General features: G+C 60.2%; 2 protein-coding genes. One reads left to right on the plus strand and one right to left on the minus strand.

The features are described from left to right. Positions 1 to 142: 142 nt before the first annotated feature. A complete protein-coding gene (locus tag DI606_RS20000) occupies positions 143 to 817 on the minus strand; it encodes a phosphatase PAP2 family protein (protein WP_293985750.1) in 675 nt (224 codons plus the stop codon). A gap of 652 nt (positions 818 to 1,469) precedes the next feature. On the opposite strand from DI606_RS20000, the gene DI606_RS20005 reads away from it, so the two are divergent. Next, on the plus strand, positions 1,470 to 2,433 hold a 964-nt coding region (locus DI606_RS20005; RefSeq protein WP_293985751.1), incomplete at its 3' end, for a PAS domain S-box protein.

Here is a 2,433-nt window from a genome sequence, read left to right on the forward strand (position 1 = left end):
GTGTCGATGTCTCTCTGGAGAACCTGGCAGGCGGGCACTCGTAACTTGCGTTTGTTCGCCGACGCTTACTGTCGTTGATCCGCTTATCGGTTCGGCGAAAATTGCCGGGTCCGCTTGGCCTCAACCCTTCGTGAGGCGGCGGTCAGGCCGCAATCGGTCGTCCGGTATTCCGCCACGGTCGGCGCGGCCGGACGCGCTCCTTCCTGTGCATCCCGGCCATCTGCGGATACACAGAATTCGCCAGAACGACGCTCGCCAGCGCTAGGACCGATCCGCCGATCAGGTCTACGAGATAGTGGCCGCCCAGAAGGGGGGTCGCAGCGATCATCGCTGCGTTGAGCGCAATGGCCATAGGCCGGATCGCACGCTCGCGCGCTAACGCCCACCCGTTGAGCAGAGCGGCTGCACAATGGAAGCTTGGAAAGCCGATGATCCTTGCATCGACACCCCAGGCGACCATGCGCTCCTGGCCGGCGCGCAATGCGACTAACTTGTGCACCCAGCCGCCGCTGGCGACAGGCAGGTCAAGTTGCTGGATTTCGGGCATGACGACGACCCCATGCACCCATGCCGTCGTCACCGGCGCGATGGCGAAGATGGCGACAGCAAGGACTAGCGCGACGAACGTTGCGACCTGATAGACGACCAGTCTGCGTTCCTGGTTGCGGAGCGACAGTACGAAACAGATAAGGGCCGGTTGCCACAATATGCTCGCGTAGCTGATGCCGTCCAGCGTCCGAAGCCACGGACGGACGGCAACGAAGCGAACATAGTGCTGCCAGTCGTAGCCAAGCGCCCGGTCTATTCCAAGCATCATGGCATCCTGTAACGGCCAACGCAGGGTCGCAGCACAGAATGCCATCATCGCGGTTGCCAGCGAAAGTACCGCATACTGGAGGATGCCACTCAGTGCGAATGCAATGCCTCGGGCCTCCGGGAAACGGCGTAGCAAAAAGACCGAGGCGATAGAGCCGAAGACTGCCTTGCAACGCTTCGTCAAGTCGAAAGTGAAACCCACACACCAGAAACCCCGTCGATGCAACGGTGAGATAGATGAGAGTCGCATACCACAAGCGGCTCTGGGCGATCACAGGCGAGCGGTCTTGGCGCATGGCCTACGTCTGTGACGATAATTGGTAAGTAAACTGGTGTCGGCCCTGGAATTCATACGCCGATCGCCGAAAATATTCCTGCTCAGGTCGTCATCTTTAAACTCGGCTGCCGACGATGCGGCATTCTCGACGTGGACGAACTGGCGAACGCTTCGTGCAATGCAGGCCGCTTATCGCTGTGCGGGTCAAACCGCCCATCCCGATGACGGCTTCCTATCTGGCAGCCCTTTTAAACAAACACGTCACCAGGGTGAGAGCCGGCGTGTCACGATGTTAGTGCAACGAAATCAGCGGGTAGCGCGCACGTCGACATCGTCGTTTACCACTCCGTAAAACCGCGCATGCCATATCGATCCGATGGACCGCTCCAACTCGCCCGCCTGTCAGTCTATCGAGGCTGCCCGACTGTCTGCCCTCCTTGACCTGGAGATTCTCGATACGCCAGCCGAGCGCGAGTTCGACGAAATAACCCGGCTGGCAGCGACAGCGCTGGGTGTCGCGAGTTCTGCCGTCAGCCTGATCGATAAGGAACGGCAATGGTTCAAATCGCGGCATGGGATTCCTTTCCCACAAACATCGCGGGATATAGCTTTCTGCACGCATGCGGTCGCGTCAGGCGAAATCGTTGTCGTTCCCGATGCCACGACGGATGATCGGTTTCGTTCAAACCCGCTCGTCACGCAGGAAGGCGGTATCCGCTTTTATGCTGGCGTCCCGCTGATCATCGGGTCTGGATATTGCCTTGGCACCTTGTGCGTCTTCGATCCCATTCCGCGGAAAGGTCTCACCGAGGCGCACGAGGCGGTGCTCCGCGATTTGGCTAAGCTCGCTACCGACCTTATTGAGTCGCGGCGGTTTCGTAAGATGGGAGAGATTGCCGCGCGGGTGGTCGACGCCACTTCGGACGCAGTGCTGGCAGCAGACGGCCAAGGTACCATCGTCTATTGGAATCCGGCAGCAGAACGGATGTTCGGCCATGCACGCGACGAAGCCATGGGTCGAAACGTCGAGATCATCATCCCGCCGCGACTCGCCACCGGACATCGTGAGATTTTTGCGCGCGCGGCTGCCGGCGGCGCCACCCGACTTGTCGGAGCCTCCGTCGAACTCGCCGGCGGGCATGCAGATGGCAGCGAATTTCCAATTGAGCTTTCGCTTGCTCGATGGGGCGCGGAGCCGCCAGACGGCGGTTTCGCAGCTATCGTTCGTAACATCAGTGTACGCAAGCGGTTGGAGCGCGAACGCGAGCAGGCCAAGGCTTTCTTGGACACCGTCGTTACCAATCTGCCCGCCATGCTGTTCGTCAAGGACACGCAGACGC

It is taken from the genome of Sphingobium sp., assembly GCF_003248505.1.
GTDB lineage: Bacteria > Pseudomonadota > Alphaproteobacteria > Sphingomonadales > Sphingomonadaceae > Sphingobium.

Excerpts from the sequence above, each read along its gene's own strand:
- DI606_RS20000 (WP_293985750.1), bottom strand. The coding sequence starts at position 817 with ATGATGCTTGGAATAGACCGGGCGCTTGGCTACGACTGGCAGCACTAT.